Annotated in this window: 15 protein-coding genes and 1 pseudogene; 11 read left to right on the forward strand and 5 right to left on the reverse strand. The window is 62.0% G+C overall.

Annotated features, from left to right (window positions below; translation table 11 throughout):
* Positions 1-77 precede the first annotated feature (77 nt).
* On the forward strand, positions 78-518 hold the full coding sequence (locus tag LZ496_RS01390) for a DUF2165 family protein (protein WP_249902811.1): 441 nt from the start codon (positions 78-80) through the stop codon (positions 516-518).
* A 96-nt stretch (positions 519-614) separates the two neighbouring features.
* Positions 615-1043, forward strand: a complete 429-nt coding sequence (locus LZ496_RS01395; RefSeq protein WP_249902812.1) for a Crp/Fnr family transcriptional regulator — start codon at positions 615-617, stop codon at positions 1041-1043.
* 164 nt (positions 1044-1207) lie between these two features.
* Here LZ496_RS01395 and LZ496_RS13860 read toward each other — a convergent pair whose 3' ends face one another.
* Both LZ496_RS13860 and LZ496_RS01400 read right to left on the reverse strand, forming a co-directional pair.
* On the reverse strand, positions 1208-1342 hold the full coding sequence (locus LZ496_RS13860; protein ID WP_283937855.1) for a hypothetical protein: 135 nt from the start codon (positions 1340-1342) through the stop codon (positions 1208-1210).
* Positions 1343-1555: 213 nt separating this feature from the next.
* Positions 1556-1786 (reverse strand): cold-shock protein, encoded by a 231-nt coding sequence (locus tag LZ496_RS01400; protein ID WP_249902813.1) that lies wholly within the window; start codon positions 1784-1786, stop codon positions 1556-1558.
* 291 nt (positions 1787-2077) lie between these two features.
* On the opposite strand from LZ496_RS01400, the gene LZ496_RS01405 reads away from it, so the two are divergent.
* Together LZ496_RS01405 and LZ496_RS01410 are read left to right on the forward strand one after the other, a co-directional pair.
* A complete protein-coding gene (locus LZ496_RS01405; RefSeq protein WP_249902814.1) occupies positions 2078-2236 on the forward strand; it encodes a hypothetical protein in 159 nt (52 codons plus the stop codon).
* A gap of 34 nt (positions 2237-2270) precedes the next feature.
* Positions 2271-2447: a hypothetical protein gene (locus LZ496_RS01410; RefSeq protein ID WP_249902815.1), complete on the forward strand. Its 177-nt coding sequence runs from the start codon at positions 2271-2273 to the stop codon at positions 2445-2447.
* A gap of 23 nt (positions 2448-2470) precedes the next feature.
* Here the strand turns inward: LZ496_RS01410 and LZ496_RS01415 are convergent, their stop codons facing one another.
* Positions 2471-4168 (reverse strand): AMP-binding protein, encoded by a 1698-nt coding sequence (locus LZ496_RS01415; protein ID WP_249902816.1) that lies wholly within the window; start codon positions 4166-4168, stop codon positions 2471-2473.
* A 556-nt stretch (positions 4169-4724) separates the two neighbouring features.
* On the opposite strand from LZ496_RS01415, the gene proS reads away from it, so the two are divergent.
* From proS to dnaE, 5 genes are all read left to right on the forward strand, one after another.
* Positions 4725-6047, forward strand: a complete 1323-nt coding sequence (gene proS / locus LZ496_RS01420; protein ID WP_249902817.1) for a proline--tRNA ligase — start codon at positions 4725-4727, stop codon at positions 6045-6047.
* Positions 6044-7294 (forward strand): lipoprotein-releasing ABC transporter permease subunit, encoded by a 1251-nt coding sequence (locus tag LZ496_RS01425; RefSeq protein ID WP_249902818.1) that lies wholly within the window; start codon positions 6044-6046, stop codon positions 7292-7294. Before proS ends, LZ496_RS01425 begins: the two co-directional genes overlap by 4 nt.
* Positions 7287-7961: an ABC transporter ATP-binding protein gene (locus LZ496_RS01430; protein WP_249902819.1), complete on the forward strand. Its 675-nt coding sequence runs from the start codon at positions 7287-7289 to the stop codon at positions 7959-7961. Before LZ496_RS01425 ends, LZ496_RS01430 begins: the two co-directional genes overlap by 8 nt.
* A gap of 79 nt (positions 7962-8040) precedes the next feature.
* Positions 8041-8523: a glutathione peroxidase gene (locus LZ496_RS01435; protein ID WP_249902820.1), complete on the forward strand. Its 483-nt coding sequence runs from the start codon at positions 8041-8043 to the stop codon at positions 8521-8523.
* A 72-nt stretch (positions 8524-8595) separates the two neighbouring features.
* Entirely contained in the window at positions 8596-12057 is a 3462-nt protein-coding gene (gene dnaE / locus LZ496_RS01440) for a DNA polymerase III subunit alpha (RefSeq protein ID WP_249902821.1), read from the forward strand.
* Between the two features lie 260 nt (positions 12058-12317).
* Here the strand turns inward: dnaE and mtgA are convergent.
* Positions 12318-13037, reverse strand: a pseudogene (mtgA, locus tag LZ496_RS01445) (monofunctional biosynthetic peptidoglycan transglycosylase); the annotation flags it as partial.
* 151 nt (positions 13038-13188) lie between these two features.
* Positions 13189-13749, reverse strand: coding sequence for a hypothetical protein (locus LZ496_RS01450; protein WP_249902822.1), 561 nt, complete (start codon positions 13747-13749; stop codon positions 13189-13191).
* Positions 13750-13878: 129 nt separating this feature from the next.
* Between LZ496_RS01450 and LZ496_RS01455 the strand changes: the two genes are divergently transcribed.
* Together LZ496_RS01455 and LZ496_RS01460 are read left to right on the forward strand one after the other, a co-directional pair.
* Entirely contained in the window at positions 13879-14859 is a 981-nt protein-coding gene (locus tag LZ496_RS01455) for a hypothetical protein (protein ID WP_249902823.1), read from the forward strand.
* 108 nt (positions 14860-14967) lie between these two features.
* A complete protein-coding gene (locus LZ496_RS01460) occupies positions 14968-15819 on the forward strand; it encodes an NAD-dependent epimerase/dehydratase family protein (protein WP_249902824.1) in 852 nt (283 codons plus the stop codon).
* The last annotated feature ends 30 nt before the right edge of the window (positions 15820-15849 follow it).

A 15849-nucleotide genomic window follows, 5' to 3' on the forward strand; every position in this document is an offset into this window, starting at 1 on the left:
ATTCGGGGCTTTCCCCGATGGCTGCCGAACCCAACGTCGTGAAAAACTGCCTCACTCACTTCTGGGGGTGAGCCGCGATGAGAGTTTTCAAAAGCCTTCTTGTGTCGCTCATCGGGTTTACGGCCCTGATGTACGCGCTTCAGAATGTCGGGCATGTCGGCGAGATACGTAAGCAGATGGACGTGGCGCCTTCTGCCGCCGTTTCCCCGGCGATAAACTGGACCGGGTTCGTCCTCATTACCCTTTGCCAGCTGGCGATCGCTGCAACCGCCTTCAAAGGCGCCTGGGACCTGCTTGCCGCACGGAAGGGCACGGCGGACGAGTTCAGGGAAGCCAAGTCCATCCCGGTGTGGGCCGGCGGCCTGTCGCTCCTGTCCTGGTTCGCCCTCTCGCTGATGGTCGGCGCCGGGCTGTTCCAGTGGGGCACCGACTTCGGCGCCGCCGCGCTGGCCAAGTCCTTCGCGCTGGGCACGACCTCGGCCCTCACCATCCTCTTCGTATGGGGAACCAGGGATTAGGCGAAGCCGGCGGGAAAACGACCTAACCTGCATCATCAAGCGGAACGTTGGCCGCCCGCGAACGATACGTCTCCATGCCGATGTTCCGAATTGCAGGTGCCGCATGCGTCGCTCCGCCAGCTGGCAACGCATTTTCCCAACATCGGCGAAGCATTCTGGCGGCACTGCGTGGTCGATGCAGGCATATTGATGGAATGGGTGGTGAATGTCGGAAGACGCGATGCCCGGAAAAGAATGGCGCATTTCTTCTGCGAATTGGCGACCAGGGCGGTCGGCGGAACTCCCGGCAACGGGACGGTCATTCCGTTCCCCATCACCCAGTTCCAGCTGAGCGACATCCTCAGCCTTACAGCCGTGCACATCAATCGAACGCTTCAGGTGTTGCGTCAGGCTGGGTTGTTGGAAATCGCCGATCGATCCACGCACCGTATACTCGACTGGAATGGGCTGGCGCGCATCGGGGAATTCGATCCGACCTACTTGCAGCTTGGGCCCAGATCGCTTGATGAAGTTACATACGCATAACCGCTGACTCGAGCGGGACGCTGGACAATGAAGTCAGTTCTTGGGCGCCAGGCCCTTTGACTTCATTGTCGGTAGGGGCGCGTTGCTTTTCGGCGCGCTGGTTTTGGGTTTCCTGATTTCACGAATGCCGCACTTCTGGCCCTTGGCCATGGTGCGGATCCGCTTTAGCCGAGCGCCTTCGCGGCGGCGGCGTAGGCAATCGGGTCGCGCGCGGACAAGGTCGGCTTCACGGAAGTGCGTTCCGCCCGAGTGATCCTCGTCGCGGCAACCGCGTTGGATGTGCCTGATCTATTCGTCATTGTTGATCTGTTTCTATTGGTTTTGTCTGGTCTTGCTGGACGCGGCCCTCCAGGGCCCGTGCTGCTTTCTGGGCCAGGCTCGACCAGGCTGCTTCGGAACGGTGACAACGCTCTCGCACGTGCGAGAGCGTTGCCGCCTTTGCTTCCTGGCGCGCCTGTTCCGCTCGGTCGAGATAGAACTGAAGCGTGTTGGAATTTGCCATTTGGAACGAGTTACTGCGCGTTCGGCGCGGTCTGGTCGTCCAACTTCAGGTTCACGGCCTGCATCTTGCCGCGGCGGTCTTCCTCGAGGTCGTAGCTGACCCGCTGTTCCTGCTGGAGCGAACGCAGGCCCGATCGTTCGAGCGAAGTAATGTGGACGAATGCGTCCGTTCCGCCATCATCGGGCTGGATGAAGCCGAAGCCCTTGGCGTCGTTGAAAAATTTTACGGTGCCGACTGGCATATCAATTTCCTTCGGTTGGGAAGCCGAGCGTCGGCTTCCTTGTTGCTAAGAGCAGCGAGATAGAAGGAAAAAGGAGCCGCAAAGCGCCATAAAACCGTCAATTTGCGACCAGTAGCGGGCCTTACATAGGCTAATAATCGACGAATTGCCATATCATAAGTAATAATTCATCGATTAGGTTGAATCTGAAAACTTGTGCTAAACGGGTCATATCGCGTCCTTTTTATTCGTAGGCATCACGCGACCGAGAGACAAATATTGTGCTCGCGCTTACAAACCGGAGCCGATTTTATGGATCTCAACTATCTTTATGAGCGCTACGCTGTGTCGCTGCAGATGTCGGAAAGCGCCGCATGCGACAGCTCTCGCATCGTCCACCGCAAGCTGGCCGAGGCCTATGCGGCCCAGATTGCCCAGGCGAAGATCCATGGCTCGCTGAGTCCGGCCTGATGAACCGGCTGTTCCCTCCAGAAGGCGATTGTCGATGATCTATGGAGCACCGGGCATCATCGAACGCGCGTTCCAGCTCGCGGCGTCGTCGCTCAACGTGGAACACATCCGGTCGCAGCTTCGCAAGGAAGGCTATTCCAATGTCGACGCGCATCTGTCCGGCGCGAAGATCCGATCGGAACTGAGCAAGTCCATCAAGCAGCGGGACTAGGACGGGTTAATTGCGCTTGTGCTTCAAGCGTTCTGGGACGACGAAATCTCGATTATCGGCGGCTGCTTTCCCAGGATCGCGGCCATTTCCTCGCGGATCAGGAATTTCTGCACCTTGCCGGTGACCGTCATCGGGAAGGCATCGACGAAGCGGATGAAGCGCGGGATCTTGTAGTGCGCGATCTGGTCACGGCAGAATTCGCGTATCTCTTCCTCTGACGCCTCTTGCCCCGCGCTCAGTCGGATCCAGGCGCAGACCTCCTCGCCATATCGCTCGTCGGGCAGGCCGACGACGGCGACATCCTCGATCTTCGGATGGTCGATCAGGAACTCCTCGATCTCCTTGGGATAGATATTCTCGCCGCCGCGGATGATCATGTCCTTGATGCGGCCGACGATCTCTCCGAAGCCCTCCTCGTCGAACACCGCGATGTCGCCGCTGTGCATGAAGCCGTCGGAATCGATCGCGTCGGCGGTTTTCTTCGGCTCGTCCCAATAGCCGAGCATCACCGAATAGCCCCGCGTGCAAAGCTCACCGGGCGTGCCCACCGGCACAGTCTCGCCATTCTCGTCGACCAGCTTGCATTCCAGATGAGGCTGGACCCGGCCGACTGTCGATACGCGGCGGATCAGGGGATCGTCGGGTGAGGTCTGGAAGCTGATCGGGCTAGTCTCCGTCATCCCATAGGCGATGGTGACTTCGCTCATATGCATCCGCTCGATGACTTCCCGCATGACCGGTTCGGGACAGATTGCCCCGGCCATGATTCCAGTTCGGAGCGAGCTAAGGTCGAAGCTCTCGCGATCCAGCTGCTCCAGCTCGGCGATGAACATGGTCGGCACGCCGTAAAGCGCCGTGCAGCGCTCCTTCTCGATCGCCTTCAGGACCAGCCGGGGATCGAATGAGTCGTTCGGCAGGACCATCGCTGCCCCATGGGTTAGGCAGCCAAGATTGCCCATCACCATTCCGAAGCAATGATAGAGCGGGACGGGAATGCAGAGGCGGTCCGCTGGCCCGAAACGCAATGTAATCCCCAGGAAATATCCATTGTTGAGGATGTTGTGGTGGGAAAGGGTGGCCCCCTTGGGCGAACCCGTCGTGCCGCTCGTAAACTGGATGTTGATGGCGTCATGCTGGTCGAGCGATGCAGCTCGACTTGCCAGCTCGCTACGATCCGCCGGCCGCGTCGCGATATCGTCGAACTGTAGCCAGCCGGGACGGTCGGCACCGCCGATCTTGATCGCAATCTCAAGGCTCGGAAGCTTGGCGGCCTTTAGTCGCCCGGGAGCGGAGGTGATGAGCTCCGGCGCCAGCGCCTCGACCATGGCGGGATAGTCGCTCGTCTTGAACTTGTCGGCCACGACCAGCGCCCGAAGGCCGACCTTGTTGAACGTATATTCCGCCTCATGCAGCCGATAGGCGGGGTTGATGGTCACGAAGACCAGCCCGACGCGGGCCGCGGCGAACTGGGTCAGCACCCATTCCGCGCAATTGGGCGCCCAGATGCCGATCCGGTCGCCCTTCTCAAGGCCGAGCGCGATCAAATTGCTTGCCAGCTGGTCCACTTGTTCAAGCAATTGCGAATAGGTGAAGCGCAAATCCTGGTGGACGGAGACCAGTGCGTCACGTTCGCCCCATCGCTCGGCGGCGGAGACCAAGGCTTCGCCGATTGTCGATTGGAGTTGCGGGGGTTCGGTCGGACCTTTGAACTGACTCAGCATCGTCGCCTCCGTCGAGGCCATTCATGCGCCCAACCAAATTCAAATGCCAGTTTCCGGCATGGGTTGGCGTTTTCTGCTGTCCTACAAGCTGTCAGACATGGCAGAGTTGCCGGCGGCTGACAGGCTGCCGGCTCTTTCGCTTCGTGAACAATCTCGGTTGGATCTCGCTAAAGTCACTAAAGTCGCACGAAAAGGCGCCGCACCTTGAGACTTTTGGGACGTTAGGGCGTCCGGGCGGCCCAAAAAGCAAAACGCCCGGGCACTAGTCCCGGGCGTCCTTGCGTGACGATCGCTCGTCAGCCCCCTTGGAAGTAGTTCGACGCCTCGCGCCCCCTGACCTGCGCTTGGCATCCTCCCCGGACTTCCGGCCTGACGACCGCGTCCGAGGCGCATCGCTACGCCCGCCGCGACCGGCTTGTCACGTCAGAATCGGCAGAAGCGACACATTCTCTATCAGTATGTGGCACCTGTGCCACAGGCTGTCCGCGATTGCCTTGGGCGGGGGCGCCCACTAGGACAACGCGCAATCACCATCATCCAATCAGGATCAATCACCTTGCGCGTCTCCCGATCGTTTCTCCCGGTCCTCAAGGAAAGCCCGACCGATGCCCAGATCGTCAGCCATAAACTGATGCTTCGCGCCGGGCTGGTCCGGCAGACCGCCGCCGGCATTTATGCCTGGCTGCCCATCGGCTTCCGCGTCCTCAAGAAGATCGAGCAGATCGTCCGCGAGGAACAGGACCGGGCCAGCGCGATCGAGCTTTTGATGCCGACGCTCCAGTCTGCCGACCTGTGGCGCCAATCGGGCCGCTACGACGCCTACGGACCGGAGATGCTGCGCATCAAGGATCGGCATGAGCGCGAGATGCTCTACGGTCCGACCAATGAGGAGATGATCACCTCGCTCTTCCGGGACGAGGTGAAGAGCTACCGCGACCTGCCGCGTACCCTCTACCACATCCAGTGGAAGTTCCGGGACGAGGTCCGCCCCCGGTTCGGCGTCATGCGCGGCCGCGAATTCCTGATGAAGGATGCCTATAGCTTCGACCTCGACGAGGCGGGCGCCCGGCAAAGCTATTACACCCAGCTGCTGGCCTATCTCCGAACCTTCCAGCGCATGGGCATCCGCGCTGTGCCGATGAAGGCCGCGTCCGGCCCGATCGGCGGTGACCTCAGCCACGAATTCATCGTCCTCGCACCCACGGGCGAAAGCGAGGTCTTCTACGATGCCTCGTTCGAGGAGTTCGACTGGCACCAGGACGAACTTCGCTACGGCGATGCCGAGGGCCTGCGGGGCCTGTTCGACAAGGTCAGCTCGACCTACGCCGCGACCGACGAGACCCATGACGAGGCGCGCTGGGCCGAGGTTCCGGCCGACCGCCAGCGGCAGGGCCGGGGCATCGAGGTCGGCCATATCTTCTACTTCGGCACCAAATATTCCGCCTCGCTGGGCCTCAAGGTTTCCGGGGCCGATGGTTCGATGGTGACCCCAGAAATGGGCAGCTACGGCATCGGCGTATCGCGCCTCGTCGGCGCGATCATCGAGGCCAGCCATGACGACAACGGTATCATCTGGCCGGAAGCGGTTGCGCCATGGAAGGTTGGTCTCGTCACCATGCGCGGGGACGATGCGGCATCGGTTACAGCTGCCGACGACATCTATGCGAAGCTCACCGCCGCTGGCGTCGAAACCCTCTACGACGACCGTGACGAGCGGGGCGGGGTCAAGCTCGGCTCGATGGACCTCATCGGCCTGCCGTGGCAGCTGATCATTGGCCCGCGCGGCCTTGCCGCCGGAGTGGTCGAGTTGAAGAACCGTCGCACCGGCGAGCGCGAGGAACTTTCGATCGATTCCGCGCTTGAGCGCCTGACCGCATGATCCTCAACGCCCACGAAAAGATGATTGCCAAGCGCTACCTCGTCCCGGTCAAGGGCGAGCGCTTCATCTTTGTCGTCGCCGGCTTCTCCGTCGGCGCGGTAGCTCTTGGAGTTGCGGCGCTGATCATCGTCATGAGCGTGATGAACGGCTTCCGAGCGGAGCTATTCGACAAGATCGTCGGGTTGAATGGCCATGCCATCGTGCAGGGCTACGACGGCCGCCTCGCCAACTGGGAGCAGATCGCCGATGCGGCGCGGAAGACGCCCGGCGTCCAGTCCGCGACCCCGCTGATCGAACAGCCGCTGATGGCGTCGGCCAATGGCCGGGTCGAAGGCGTGCTCGTCCGGGGCAACACGCTGGAGGACATCCGCACCAACCCGATCCTCAACGGCAAGGTAATCGCCGGGGACCTGAAGACGATTGTGCCGGGCAGCGGCCGCGTCGCCATCGGTGCCAGGCTTGCCGAAACGCTCGGCGCTTATCCCGGATCGGAGATTTCGCTGATCAGCCCAGACGGCCGCTCGACACCCGTGGGAACCGTCCCGCGCATCGTTACCTATACGGTCGGCGCCATCTTCGAGGTCGGCATCTTCGAATATGACAAGGCGTTCGTCATCATGCCGATGCAGGACGCGCAAACCTTGCTGCTGCTCGGCGACGGAGTCGGCATGGTCGAAGTGCAGGTCGACGACCCGGACAAGGTCGCCGAAACGCTTGCGCCGCTCCAGCCGCTGGTCCGGGGCAAGGGCATCGTCGTCGACTGGAAGCAGATGAACTCGGCGCTGTTCGAAGCACTGGAGGTGGAGCGCATCGCCATGTTCGTCGTGTTGTGCATCATCATCCTGGTCGCGGCGTTCAACATCGCCTCCTCGCTGATCATGCTGGTACGAGCCAAAACCCGCGACATCGCCATCCTCCGCACCATGGGTGCGAGCCGCCGCTCGCTCCTCAAGATCTTCATGACGGTGGGGCTCAGTATCGGCCTGATCGGGATCATCACCGGCTCGATCCTCGGCGCGGTCTTCCTCTTCTTCCGGCAGCAGGTGGTGAACGTCATCCAGCTGGTGACCGGCCAGAACCTGTGGGACCCTTCGGTCCGTTTCCTGACCGAACTGCCTTCGCGGACCGACCCGTTCGAAGTGGTTGCAATCGTCGCGGTCACGCTGGTGCTGACCTATGTCGCCACGCTGTTCCCGGCGCGAAATGCTGCCAACACCGATCCAGTCCAGGTGCTTCGCTATGAGTGATGCGGTTCTTGCGACGCGCGGGCTGAAGCGCAGCTTCACGCAAGGCGACGTCACCATCGAGGTGCTTCGAGGCGTCGACCTTGAGGTTCGACCCGGCGAGATCGTTGCGCTCCTCGGCCCTTCCGGTTCGGGCAAGTCGACCTTGCTCCAGGCGGTCGGGCTGCTGGAAGGCGGCTTTGAAGGATCAATCCGGATTGCCGGGCAAGAGGCTTCGGCGCTCGACGATGATGGCCGAACCGCCCTTCGCCGCGATGCGTTGGGCTTTGTCTACCAATTCCACCACCTGCTGCCCGACTTCGATGCGCTGGAAAATGTCCTCTTGCCGCAGATCATTCATGGCGCAGAAGCCGGCACCGCCCGTTCGCGTGCCGAGGAATTGCTCGGCAAACTTGGCCTGTCGCAGCGCCTCGATCACCGTCCGTCAAAGCTGTCAGGCGGGGAGCAGCAGCGGGTAGCGGTGGCACGCGCGCTTGCTAACCGGCCGCCGCTGGTCCTTGCCGACGAGCCGACCGGCAATCTTGACGAGGCAACTGCCGATCGCGTCCTCGGCGAGTTCCTGGCCCTGGTCCGGGGCGAGGGCAGCGCGGCACTGGTCGCCACCCACAATGAGCGGCTTGCCGCAAAGATGGACCGCGTTGTCCGCTTGCACGATGGGCACCTCAGCTAATTCGTCATTGCGAGGAGCGTAGCGACGCGGCAATCCAGTCTGGATTGCTTCGCTGCGCTCGCAATGACGGAGAGGAATGATGGCCAACGACCTCACTAGCATCCCGGTGACCAAGGCAGATGGATCGACCGCGGACCTTTCCGATCACAAGGGCGAGGTCATGTTGATCGTAAACGTTGCCTCGCAATGCGGATTCACGCCGCAATATGAGGGGCTGGAGGCGCTTCAACGCAAGTATGACGGCAAGGGCTTTTCCGTGCTTGGCTTCCCCTGCAACCAGTTCGGTGCCCAGGAACCGGGCAACGCGGAGGAAATCGCCAGTTTCTGCAAGCTCAACTACGACGTCAGCTTCCCGCTTTACGGCAAGATCGACGTCAACGGCGACAATGCCGCGCCGATCTACAAGCATCTCAAGGACGAGGCCCCAGGATTGCTCGGCTCGAAGTCGATCAAGTGGAACTTCACCAAATTCCTGGTCGATCGTTCGGGCAAGGTGGTGAAACGCTATCCGCCGCAGGCCAAGCCGGAAGACCTCGCCCGAGACGTCGAGGCGCTACTCTAGCCTCAGCATAAACTGGGGATAAGTCGGCAGCTTGTGCTGGCGACTCACGGCCGCATTGCCCATAGTCTTTGGATGTCCGTGCCGTACGTCCCGCTGCGTGTTTTTTCCTCGTTCACGATGCTCGAAGGCGCGATCGAGCCCAAGCTTATCGCGAAGCATGCAGCCAAGCTCGGATTTCCTGCCGTTGGGCTTAATGATCGCAACGGACTTTACGCCGCAATGGCCTTTGGCGAGGCCTGTCAGGATGCCGGCGTTCAGCCGGTTGTCGGCGCCATGCTCGGGGTGGCTCGGCCCGCCGATATCGGTCCAGCGAATTCCATCGATTGGCTGGTTCTGCTGGCGCAGGACGAGACGGGTTATGACAACCTCTGCCGTTTGGTATCGGCGGCCCATCTCGATCGCCCCGTCCACGAGGATCCTCATGTGTCGATGGAGGCGCTGGAGGGTGCGACCGACGGGCTCATCTGCCTGACGGCGGGTGGGGAGGGCGCACTCGCCCGGCTGTTCTCCGATGGTCAGTCGGACAAGGCCGGGAGCTACGCCGGACGGCTGAAGGCATTGTTCCCGAACCGCCTTTATTTCGAACTGTCACGACGGGGCGACGCAGTCGAAGAAGCGGCCGAAGCGCAGCTGATCGACCTCGCATATGCGCTCGACGTCCCGATCGTCGCGACCAATCCGGCCCAATATGCCGAGCCGGATTTCCACGCGGCGCATGACGCGATGATGTGCATCGCCGGATCGACCTATGTCGAAAATGACGACCGGCCGCGCAGTTCGTCCGAGGCTTGGCTCAAGCCCGCGCCGGTAATGGAGCAGCTATTCGCCGACTTGCCCGAGGCCATCGCAAACACGGCCGTGATTGCCCAGCGTTGCGCCGTTTCCGCGCCTAAGCGGCGGCCGATCCTTCCGAGGCTGAGCGACGATGAGGATGAAACGCTTCGCCGCGATGCGCATGCCGGCCTCGACAAAAGGATCGAGGGGAAAACGGAAGAGGAAAAGACCGCGTATCGTGAGCGGCTCGACTTCGAGATCGACGTCATCACGCGCATGGGCTTCGCGGGTTACTTCCTGATCGTCGCCGACTTCATTCAGTGGGCCAAGGCGAATGATATTCCGGTTGGCCCGGGACGTGGTTCGGGCGCCGGAAGCGTTGTCGCCTGGGCGCTGACAATCACGGATCTCGACCCCATTGAACTGAACCTGCTGTTCGAACGCTTCCTGAACCCGGAACGCGTTTCGATGCCGGACTTCGACATCGACTTCTGCGAAACGCATCGCGACAAGGTCATCGCCTACGTCCAGCAGAAATATGGGCGCGACAAGGTCGCCCAGATCATCACTTTCGGCCGTCTGAAGGCGCGCGCCGTGCTGAAGGACACGGGCCGCGTGCTCCAGATGAGCTACGGCCAAGTCGACCGGTTGGCGAAGCTGGTGCCCAACCATCCCACTGACCCCTGGACGCTCGAACGCAGCCTCAACGGCGTTGGGGAGCTGGAGAAGGAATATCGCTCCGACCCCGACGTGAAGCGGCTGTTCGATCTGGCGATGAAGCTGGAGGGCCTGCCGCGCCACAGCTCGACCCACGCCGCCGGCGTCGTCATCGGCGACCGACCGCTGTCGGAACTGGTGCCCCTGTACCGCGACCCGCGGTCGGACATGCCGGTCACCCAGTTCGACATGAAATATGTCGAAGGTGCCGGCCTGGTGAAGTTCGACTTCCTTGGCTTGAAGACGCTGTCGGTGTTGAAGGAAGGCCAGCGGTTGCTCGCCCAGCGCGGGATCGAGGTAGATTTCGCGTCGCTGCAATGGGACGACCCCGCCGTTTATGAGCTGCTCCAGCGCGGCGACACGGTCGGCGTGTTCCAGCTGGAATCGGAAGGCATGCGGCGCACGCTCGCTGCTGTCCGGCCCACCAATTTCGGCGATATCATCGCGCTTGTTTCGCTCTACCGGCCCGGCCCGATGGACAACATCCCGCTGTTCGGCGACCGCAAGAACGGCCGCGTTCCGATCGCCTATCCGCATCCGATGCTGGAAGAGGTGCTGAAGGAAACCTACGGCATCTTCGTCTACCAGGAACAGGTGATGGAGGCCGCAAAAGTGCTGGCCGGCTACAGCCTCGGCGAAGCGGACTTGCTGCGCCGTGCCATGGGCAAGAAAATCCAGTCGGAGATGAACGAACAGCGCGCCCGCTTCATCGAGGGCGCAGCGAAGAATGACATCGGTCCGGCCAAGGCCAACGAGCTGTTCGATTTGATCGACAAGTTCGCAGGCTACGGTTTCAACAAGAGCCACGCCGCCGCTTATGCGCTGGTTGCCTACCACACGGCCTGGCTGAAGGCGCATCATGCACCGGAATTCTTCGCTGCCTCGATGAGCTTCGACATGGCGCAGACCGACAAGCTCTCATTGTTCGTGGAGGATATGCGGCGGAGCGAGGTCGATTGCCTTGGGCCGGATGTTAATTCCAGCCAGGCGGATTTCTCCGTCGAGGAGGCGCCAAAGGGGCTTAGCGTGCGATATGCCCTCGGTGCTCTCAAGGGCGTGGGCGAGAAGGCCATGGAGGCCCTTGTTGCCGAGCGTTCAGCCAATGGGCCTTTCAAGGACCTCGATCAATTCTCCGAGCGGATCGATCCCAAGCTGCTCAACCGGCGGCAGTTGGAGAGTTTGGCCGGCGCGGGCGCATTCGATGGACTCAATCCGGACCGCGCTTCGGTCCATGCCGGAGCGGACACCATTCTGGCCCATGCAGCTTCCGCCCACGACCAACGGACCAGCGGCCAGCATGGCCTGTTCGGGGGCGGAGCGAGCAGCGGCGTTGCTCCGATCCGGCTTCCGAAAGATGCCAGCTGGAATTTGGCCGAGCGAATGGCTGCCGAGCGCGACGCGTTTGGTTTCTACTTCTCGGCGCACCCCGTCGATGCGCAACGACATGTCCTTGCAGCGCATAAGGTGCGGAGTTTCGCGGAACTGGCGGCAATGCCGGGACCTCCCGAAGGAGGGAGGTCATCGTCGATGCTCGCCGGTCTCATCGAAGGCGCACGCTGGAGGGTGTCGGCAAGGGGTCGCAGATTTCTCACCGCAACCATCTCGGACGCCAGCGGACAATATGAAGCGACCGCCTTCGACGACGAGCCATGTGCCGACCTGGAAGCCGCTGCTAAGTCCGCTTCATGCGGCCTGATGACTGTCGAGCTGGACCGCAGGCCAGGCGACGACATGCCGCGAGTGACGGTGAAGAAATTCCAGCCGCTCGATAGCCTGGCGAAAAGATCGCGGCTGATGCTTTCCGTAAAGATCGCCGACGCTTCGCTTCTGCCCGCCATTGGCCGGGAACTCAGCGAAGCTCGCGGCGGAAATGGCGTGGTTCGGGCAATCCTCCCGATCAGCGATGGGCGGCAGGCAACATTGGTGCTTGGCCGCGACTATTCACTGGATGCCGATCTCGCTGCCCGCCTCACTCGAATCCTGGGTGAGGGGGCGGTCGAGCTTAGCGCACAAGAACCCCCGAGGCTGGCACTCGTCGGCTAGTTATGGGCTGGCGATTCTGTCGGCGGAGGAGCTGTTGGCTCCTCTACCGGAGGGCTGGCTACCGGCTCATCCGGCACCAGGTCGGGCGTTGCTTCCACCCCGTTTGCGTCAGTCGTAACCGTCGGCTCCTCGATCGCCGGGGTATCGACCGTTGCTTCCGGTGGCGGAGGCGTCGCCGTCTCATACTCCGATCCCGGCAGCTCGCGCGGCGCCTTGCTCGGCGGGGGTGTCTTGTCCTTCGGTACGGTGGCGCCTTGGTAGACGCAGGCGTCCAGACCATCGCGTCGAACCTGTCCGATCCGCGCCGAAATGGTGTTGCCGTAGCGCCGGGTGAAACCCTTGGGAGCGACCGCACCGCGCTTCTTGGGAAGCGGAAGGACGGCGGCGATCCGTGCAGCCTCGGTCGCGCTCAGCGCGCTCGCGTCGTGTCCGAAATAGCGCTGTGCTCCGGCATTGGCGCCGTAAGTGCCGATCCCCGTCTCCGCGACGTTGAGGTAAACCTCCATGATGCGCCGCTTGCCCCAGATCTGCTCGATCAGGAAGGTGAAGTAGGCCTCGACGCCCTTTCGGACATAGCCGCCGCCCTGCCACAGAAACGCGTTCTTGGCGGTCTGCTGGCTGATCGTCGATCCGCCGCGAATCCGTCCGCCCGAGGCATTGCGCTTCATGGCGTCCTCGATCGCCTCGAAGTCGAAGCCATTGTGTTGGCAGAATTTGCCGTCTTCCGCCGCGATGGCTGCGCGCACCATGTCGCGATCCATCTCGTCGAGACTCATCCAGTCCTTGTCGAGCCCGCGTCCTCCGACCAGATCGCCGATCATCGTCGCGGTGATGGGCGGCGGGACGAAGCGATAGGCGACGACCCAAAGGATACTGAACAGAAACAGCCCCAGCACGATGCGCCACAGCCAGCCAAGGAATCCGCGGCGGCCCTTACGCTTACGTTGGTAGGTCGGAATGCTGCTCTTACGCTTGGCCATGGCGCTTTGTGTCCGGCCCGCCGTGAAAAGGAAAGAGCGCCAATCGACCGGGCGAACATGAACCTCAAATTACGCAGGGTTGAGCCGCCCCGCTGCCGCGATCAGTCGAGCAGGATCGGGGCCCGGTTCATCCGGCGCACAGGCACAATTCCTACTCTAGGCGGTTGATATTCATAACTTTCAATTGAGCGAGGAGGTTGTAATGACTCGCAAGTTTTTCCTGATTGCTGGTGTCGCCGCAGTGGCGCTGACCAGCCCGGTAAGTGCCGAACGTAGAAACAATGATCGTGAGGGCCGTACCCAAACGAGCCAGAGTAGCGAACGCAAGGCCCAGCGTGCCCAACGTGCCGAACGTCCGCAACGCGCGGAGCGACAGAGCGTCCAACGTGCCGAACGCTCTCAACGTGCTGAGCGTCAGCGCGTCCAGCGGGCAGAACGCCCTCAACGGGTCGAGCGCCAGTCTATCCAGCGCGCCGAACGTCCACAACGTGTGGAACGCCAACGTATCCAGCGCGCCGAACGCCCGCAGCGCGTCGAACGCCAGAGCGTTCAACGTACGCAGCGTCCACAGCGCGCCGAGCGTCAGCAAATTCAGCGGGCTGAGCGTCCACAGCGCGTCGAGCGTCAGGCTACTCAGAGCGTCGAGCGCCCGCAGCGAGTTGAGCGCCAGCGCATCGAGCGCGCCGAACGGCCGCAGCGCGTTGAGCGCCAACGTGTCCGGCAGGCCGAGCGCAAGACCGTCGATCGGATCGATCGCCAGTCATTCGCCCGTCAGGAGCGGAACAGCATCGACCGTGTTAACTTGCGGCGCGAGACCCGCCGGGAGCTCCCGGCCCGGTTCGTGGCTCGCGACGACCGGCAGCTGGCGCGCATCTTCAATGATCGCCCGATGCGCACAATGAAGATCAGGGACGACCGGCGCATCATTGCGATCGGTGACCGGATCGATCCGGCGCGCTTCTCGAGCAGCATCCCGCTCGTCTATCGGACGCGCTACTATGACACGCCGGACTATTATTATCGCTACGATGACGACCTGGGCTATCTGTACCAGATCGACCGTGGCGATGATTTCGTCCGGGGTCTGATCCCGCTGTTTGGCGGCTATGGCATCGGCGATCCGTGGCCGAACACCTATTACAGCAGCTATGTGCCGGTCGGCTATCGTTCGCTCTACTACGATACGCCCGACTATTATTATCGATCGGACGGCTACGGCATCTACCGGGTTAATGCCGGAACGCAGTTGATCGCAGGCCTCGTCGCGTTGCTCGGCGGCCAGGGCTTCGGCGTTGGTCAGATGCTCCCAGCCAGCTACGGCGCCTATAATGTGCCGATGGCCTATCGTTCGACCTATTATGATCGAAACGATGCCTGGTACCGCTATGGCGACGGGTTCATCTATCAGGTCGACCCGTACAGCCGCCGGATCGATGCGCGATATCCGCTCTACGGAGCGGGCTACGACTATTCGATAGGGCAGCAATGGCCGGTCGCCTATCCGGGCTACAATGTGCCGCTGGCCTATCAGCCGCTTTATTACGATACGCCGCAGTATCAGTATCGCTATGCCAACGGCGGGATCTACCAGGTCGACCCGACCACCCAGGTGATCCAGGCGCTGGTAGCGCTGGTGAGCGGGCAGCCGATGGCAATCGGGCAGCCGCTGCCGGGAGGCTATGGCACCTACAATGTGCCGCTCGCCTATCGCGACCGCTACTATGACACCAACGATAGCTGGTACCGCTACGCGGACGGCTATGTTTACGAGGTCGACCCGAGGAGCGGGCTGATCGAGGAATCCTTCCCGATCTACGCTTAGTCAGAAATTGAACAAGGCAATGGGCAGCGGTGTGCATTTTGCGCGCCGCTGCCTTGCCATGTTTGAACCGCTTGGCCATTCCAGCCGCGAAGAATGGCGGGGAGGGGCATGCACGTTCTGGTCACCGGCGCGGCAGGGCTGATCGGCAGTGGTGTAGCCGCGCGCCTGAGGGAAGATCATGACGTCACCGGCCTTGATCTTGTAGCCGGTGAGCAGGTTCAGGTCATCGGCGACTGCTTTGACGTGGCGGACTGGCGTCATCGGGCCGGAAAGATCGACGCGGTCGTCCATGTCGCTGCCCTGCACGCTCCTCATGTCGGACAGCGGAGTGAGGCCGATTTCCGCCAAGCCAACGTCAAGGCAACGTCGCGGCTCCTGGATTTTGCAGTCGGAGCTGGTGCGTGCAGTTTCGTCCTTACCAGCACCACCTCGCTTTACGGTCATGCTCTGATGCCGAGTGGCGGTGCTGTTTGGATTGACGAACAGCTTCAGCCCCAGCCCCGCGACATCTACGACGAAACCAAGCTATTGGCCGAAGAGCTTGTCGCGTCCGCAAGCAACGCGCTCAATGTGACGTCACTTCGGATGTCGCGATGCTTCCCCGAGCCGGCTGACGTCATGGCTTGGTATCGCCTGCATCGCGGCATCGACCGGCGTGATGTGGCGGAGGCGCATGCACTGGCACTCAGTCGAAAGGGACCCGCCGCGACTTACGTCATCAGCGCAGCGACACCATTTCACCGGGATGATTGCGGTGACTTGTCCCTCGATGCCCCATCGGCGATCGAGCGGCGCTGCCCGGGACTCATCGCGCGCACCGCCCAACAAGGTTGGATGCCACCCAACTCGATCGATCGGGTCTATGATGCCAGCCTCGCCGCGCGCGAACTTGGCTTTGCGCCTCGTTTTGGCATTGAAGCCTGCCTCGCGGCCGACTGGGATCCGCTTCCGTCGGCCTGAAGCCACGTCTTGCCGCAATGCAGCAAGGAA

The sequence above is a fragment of the Sphingomonas caseinilytica genome (genome assembly GCF_023516455.1).
Lineage (GTDB): Bacteria > Pseudomonadota > Alphaproteobacteria > Sphingomonadales > Sphingomonadaceae > Sphingomicrobium > Sphingomicrobium caseinilyticum.

What these genes read in the sequence shown, in the direction of transcription:
- LZ496_RS01460 (WP_249902824.1), top strand. Translation starts at nt 14,968, where the DNA reads ATGCACGTTCTGGTCACCGGCGCGGCAGGGCTGATCGGCAGTGGTGTA.
- LZ496_RS01390 (WP_249902811.1), top strand. Translation starts at nt 78, where the DNA reads ATGAGAGTTTTCAAAAGCCTTCTTGTGTCGCTCATCGGGTTTACGGCC.
- LZ496_RS01430 (WP_249902819.1), top strand. Translation starts at nt 7,287, where the DNA reads ATGAGTGATGCGGTTCTTGCGACGCGCGGGCTGAAGCGCAGCTTCACG.
- LZ496_RS01410 (WP_249902815.1), top strand. Translation starts at nt 2,271, where the DNA reads ATGATCTATGGAGCACCGGGCATCATCGAACGCGCGTTCCAGCTCGCG.
- LZ496_RS01435 (WP_249902820.1), top strand. Translation starts at nt 8,041, where the DNA reads ATGGCCAACGACCTCACTAGCATCCCGGTGACCAAGGCAGATGGATCG.
- LZ496_RS01415 (WP_249902816.1), bottom strand. Translation starts at nt 4,168, where the DNA reads ATGCTGAGTCAGTTCAAAGGTCCGACCGAACCCCCGCAACTCCAATCG.
- dnaE (WP_249902821.1), top strand. Translation starts at nt 8,596, where the DNA reads ATGTCCGTGCCGTACGTCCCGCTGCGTGTTTTTTCCTCGTTCACGATG.
- LZ496_RS01405 (WP_249902814.1), top strand. Translation starts at nt 2,078, where the DNA reads ATGGATCTCAACTATCTTTATGAGCGCTACGCTGTGTCGCTGCAGATG.
- LZ496_RS01400 (WP_249902813.1), bottom strand. Translation starts at nt 1,786, where the DNA reads ATGCCAGTCGGCACCGTAAAATTTTTCAACGACGCCAAGGGCTTCGGC.
- LZ496_RS13860 (WP_283937855.1), bottom strand. Translation starts at nt 1,342, where the DNA reads ATGACGAATAGATCAGGCACATCCAACGCGGTTGCCGCGACGAGGATC.
- LZ496_RS01425 (WP_249902818.1), top strand. Translation starts at nt 6,044, where the DNA reads ATGATCCTCAACGCCCACGAAAAGATGATTGCCAAGCGCTACCTCGTC.